The organism is Peribacillus sp. P4_C12 (genome assembly GCF_056402095.1).
This window is the reverse complement of the sequence record NZ_JBFUIB010000283.1, coordinates 1-4851: the sequence shown is the minus strand read 5'-3', so window position 1 is coordinate 4851 and position 4851 is coordinate 1. Positions and strand designations below refer to the sequence as shown.

The window sequence follows — 4851 nt, the reverse complement described above, 5'->3', positions numbered from 1 at the left end:
CAGGCCACCTCACCCATAACAGTATCTGGAAGACCAATAATGGTTACTTCTAATATACTATGATGCTGATAAAGCAATTCTTCGACTTCTCGGGGATAGATATTATAACCTCCCCTAATAATCAGCTCTTTTTTCCTGCCTACAATTCGGAGGTTCCCCTGATCATCTATTGTTCCAAGATCCCCCGTATAAAACCAGCCATCTGAATCAATGGCTTCACTAGTTTTTTCAGGCATCTCAAAATAACCTTTCATGACCCCAGGGCTCCGACAGATTATCTCTCCAATTTCACCTGTAGGCATCTCTTTTCTGTTTGCATCAATAATTTTTACTTTTGAACCGGAAGTTGGCTTTCCAACTGTTTGAGAGCGGATTATATCATCATCTTCCAAGGATGTTACAGTAAGAGTAGAAGACGTCTCTGTAGAACCATAARCAACAACAATATTACAACCCATTTCGATTCTTATTTTTTTAACAATTTCTTCGGGACATGGAGCTGCAGCAATTATCCCTGTTCTTAGTGAGGATAAGTCCATATCTGCAAATTCAGGGTGATTAAGCTCCAAAATAAACATAGTTGGGACTCCTTGATGGACTGTTATTTTCTCTTGTTCTACTAGTCTTAAGGCTTTTAATGCTTTATACTCTTCCAACAAAACCATTTTTGCTCCAGCCTCAACGGCTGGCACAATCGATGCAGCCATTCCAAATATATGAAAGACAGGAACAGGAATTAAGAATACATCCTCCTTCGAACTTTCCAATGCTACATTGGTTAATTGAGCAGTTTTTAATACATTATAATGAGTCAGCATTACACCTTTTGGATTGCCAGTAGTACCAGATGTATATAGAATCGAAAATATATCTTCTCGAGAATCAATCCTGATTTTAGGGGTAGACTTTTCCCTTCCTAGCTCGATTAATTCTTCTAAAGACCTATATCCTTCAGATTTACATCGAACCGTAAAGATTTGTTCAAGTCCATTACTTTCTATTGTGTTATTCACTTTATTCTTAAAAATCTCTATATGATCATTATTGTCTATTAAAAATACTGCTTTTGACCTCGAATTTTCTAATATGTATGAGAGCTCATCTGCTTTATATCTTGTATTACAAGGAACAATGATCGCTCCTATTTTAGCAAGGCTGAATGTAATAGTGACGAATTCATGCCAATTTGGCAAGCAGACCATCACTCGATCTCCTTTTGTAATATTTAAATGAGCAAGCGCTGATGACAGATTTTCTACATCTGAATATAACTCCCTATAGGTAATTCTCCTATAACCATCGAATATAGCTTCCTTATCCGGTTCCGCCTTGTAAGCATTCTCAAGAATAGTCTGTATGTCCTTCATCTTATTAGCCCCCCTGTAATCGCTTTCATTTTTTTCTGTAAGTCTTATCACCAAACCTTTTAAAAACCACACTTGTGTATTGTATAGTCTGTATTTTCATTATAAAAAAATAGGGCAGTCAAAAATACCTGCACCGTGAAGGAAAAAGTATTTAGTTTTTCATCATCATGTCGAATTACAAATCAATGATGTCATTTAATTTAAATGCGAGCTGCAGATTAAATCGCTGTTCAGAACTAGTCAATTCGATATCCAACAGGCTCTGAATCTTTTCCATTCTGTACTGCAGTGTACTTCGATGAATGAAAAGTTCCTCAGATGTTTCTTTAATGCTTCCATTATTATTTAAATAAGCTCGCAGTGTCTGAAAAAGGGTATTATTTTTGTCATCAGAGTTATTTAAAATAGGGCTTAGATATTTTTTTATGAACAATCGGGTCGATGTACTGTTCTTCAAATGATGAAATAATGGGTATGCTCCTAAATCATCATAAAGAACAAAATTCGATTCTTTAAACTGGTTTATTATCACGTTTTGCGATTCCACAGCTTGTTGATAAGAAACAAAATAGTCACCGATTGCTGCTGTTTTTCCTCCTATGCCTAAATAGAAGGGCTTTGCCAGTTCAGTCTTGCTCCACTTTTGGATATAGGTAAAGAGTTTAGTCCAAAATTCCCTCGGGTTATCTTTCTCTATTGAAATTGGGACGATTAATATAAATAATTCCCCTTTAGTTGCAAATAGAATTTCTTTATCAAATGCTGCAATCCACTCCCTCACCCGGTTAAATAACATGGTTTTTTTCTCTTGAAACTCAATAATTCCATTTTCAGATTCAACTTTGTTTCCAAAATTAAAAGAAAGTACAGAAATACGGTGAGGTAAAAATAAATTCCAATTGAATACATTTGCATATTGAATGATTTCTTTTCATTTATCAAATTAGGCACTAACAATTTATTGATAAAACCATCCCTAACCTGTTCTTTCGTATCAAACACAAGCTTTTGTTTAATAAATTGCAAATAGAATATATTTCTAGCGATATTGACACTGAGCTTAAAAAAGTCATCCATGTCATTTTGGTTTAGATGAATAGCCAAATGTCCAAGAAGATCTCCTCCGTGATTAATTGGCCAGATCATTAGTTTTTTTTCCGTATCACCCATGGATGCCTGCCAAATTTCTTGATTACGCCCTTGAAATACCTGGTAAGTCGCCTGTTCAATAAGTAACTGAACGTCAGCGTTATCTAATGGATGCATGGAATGGGCAATAGGTCTCATGAACCGATCAAAGAGTAAGACCGAACTAGAGAAAAGTTCGCTGATTGTATTTGTTATACCAACAAAACTATCTTGCTCAATCGTTTCTTTTACCAAGGCCTGCTGATAATCTAGCAGCATATGCAATCTTTGCTTATACTCCTTTTCGCTTTCAAATAATCGGATATTTTCAATTAATGCAGCCATATGTTGAGCCATTAATTTTAAAGTTTGTAAATCATCTGCTGTATATATTCCGTTGTTAGTTTCCTTCTCTTCTACATGGAGCACACCAATCGTTTTTAAATTCATCGTTAAGGAAAMTGTTAATGCTTTACCTCCCCATGCAGCAAGATATGGAAAGTAGTCGATAAGTTTATTATTCTGGGGAACGATTCTCTTTAGTGACAGTGGTTGGCCAAAGCATGGTTCTTGCAAAATGAAACTATTATCTTTTTCTATATATAAATAAACACAAGCTCTCTTTGATTGAGTTCCCTTTCCCGCTCTCTCTATTATTTTCCCAATAGTTTTTTCTATTGGTGAATTAACGGATAAACTTTCCGTAATCCACTCCATTCCGATTTTCTTCTGTTCTTCTCTTTGCTTTGCTAATTTTATTGCAACCGCAATATCTTTTCCAAAGTCAGTAAAAATCAATACCATTTCTTGATATAAAGGAACCAAATCTTTAAAACCAATTAAACAGACACCTGATACTCCGTAATCCCCTTTATAAGGAACAGTGAACCATGATTGTATCTTTTCTTTTCTAATCACATCCGAAAGTTCATGTATTTTCTCTACTTCCGAATCGGAAAACGCCAAGGGATATTCTAAAAGGTCAGAACTGTTATTCCTGATATTAATAGGGAAATTCTCTATGAATGAATCGGATTCACCGTTGAATACCTTTGGAATTAAATATCCATCTTCATTCAAAAGAATACAGACAAAGTCACAGTTTAAATCTAATTGAAACGAATCTATTAGAAACTTCAGTGTCTCTTCTTCTGTATCGAACATAATAAGTTGCCTAGCCGTTACACGAAGATGACGGTCAATTCTTCTTATCAATTTTTCTCTCTTTGTAAGCTCCAATCAATTCCCCCCCTTTTCATATATCTTTACAATAAAATACCAATATTAACACATTACAATTTTATTTTTTTCCTAAACTAACAGAAATTTCAGTTAATAACGAACCTCTTATTTGGAAGTTTTTCAGCTTAACCCCTTTTAATAATAATTATTTCGGCTCTTGTACCATGTCTAACTTGTTTGTTTCTATTCAGCATCATACTTATAAAGCTCTTATAAGCAATACTTTGCTTTTGAATACTACATCGAAAAACCTTGAAGATTTATAATTTATTGCGTTTAACGAACGGAATTTTGTCGATAAAGCGAAATCACTTTTTAGTTCACTTTGAAACTATTTGGAAATCAGATTATGCAGCGGGGCTATAACATGGTTCATCAAATTCCTTCGGTTGAAAGCAGTAAATAGAGATTGGAACGATATATGGGATCTATAATAAAGAATGGAATATTGAATGAGGGAGAGTTGGGATGTGTTTTTTATACATGTTCGTTTAATAATGTAGGAGCTGAAGTATTCAATGAAGCGTTTAGACACGAACTCCAGAAATGGTCAAATCAGTCCTATAAAGTCTGAACAAGAATGAAACGTTAAGAACTCATCATGTCTGGTAGCCTTTTGGTTCGATAGTTTTAGTCGTGGTCTCTTTATTGCAAGGCGAATACGTCCCTTCCCTTTATTAATGAAAGAAGCCATTTCAATGTTTATTTACATTATTGCATTGTAACAGGTGTAGACTATACATAAGAATACATAGGAAGATTTCATACTCAAAAACATATTGCTTTTATTAAAAGACCTTTCTCGTAGGTATTCTATGTACCTACGAGTTTTTCATTAGTTAGTAAAACAAATCTGTAATATCTACTTCTGCCTTCTACCGATATTAAGAAACATTCTGCTGTTGTTCCACGTAACCTTTCTTTTTCGCCGTAGACATCTTATTGATTGTAAAATAAATCCCTGCAATCCATCCAATGACAATAACTGCATAAATATAGATGTGTGCATCGTCTGGAACCCATGTAGATAAAAGGGTTCTTACATTAATTAAAATGATGAAACCACCTACTAAAACCCCCATTAATTGAGCAGGAAGCATACGAACAAGCCAGG

The 4851-nt window shown here is 34.6% G+C and carries 3 protein-coding genes and 1 pseudogene; all 4 read right to left on the bottom strand.

Annotated features, from left to right (window positions below; translation table 11 throughout):
• The coding region (locus AC1DUW_RS21085) for a class I adenylate-forming enzyme family protein (protein WP_477643376.1) at positions 1 to 1367 on the bottom strand (1367 nt) is incomplete at its 3' end.
• A gap of 175 nt (positions 1368 to 1542) precedes the next feature.
• Positions 1543 to 2241, bottom strand: a complete 699-nt coding sequence (locus AC1DUW_RS21080; RefSeq protein ID WP_477643377.1) for a PucR family transcriptional regulator — start codon at positions 2239 to 2241, stop codon at positions 1543 to 1545.
• Positions 2145 to 3734, bottom strand: a complete 1590-nt coding sequence (locus AC1DUW_RS21075) for a GAF domain-containing protein (protein WP_477643375.1) — start codon at positions 3732 to 3734, stop codon at positions 2145 to 2147. The genes AC1DUW_RS21080 and AC1DUW_RS21075 overlap by 97 nt, the downstream gene beginning before the upstream one ends.
• 887 nt (positions 3735 to 4621) lie before the next feature.
• Positions 4622 to 4851 (bottom strand): annotated as a pseudogene (locus tag AC1DUW_RS21070) (sulfite exporter TauE/SafE family protein); the annotation flags it as partial.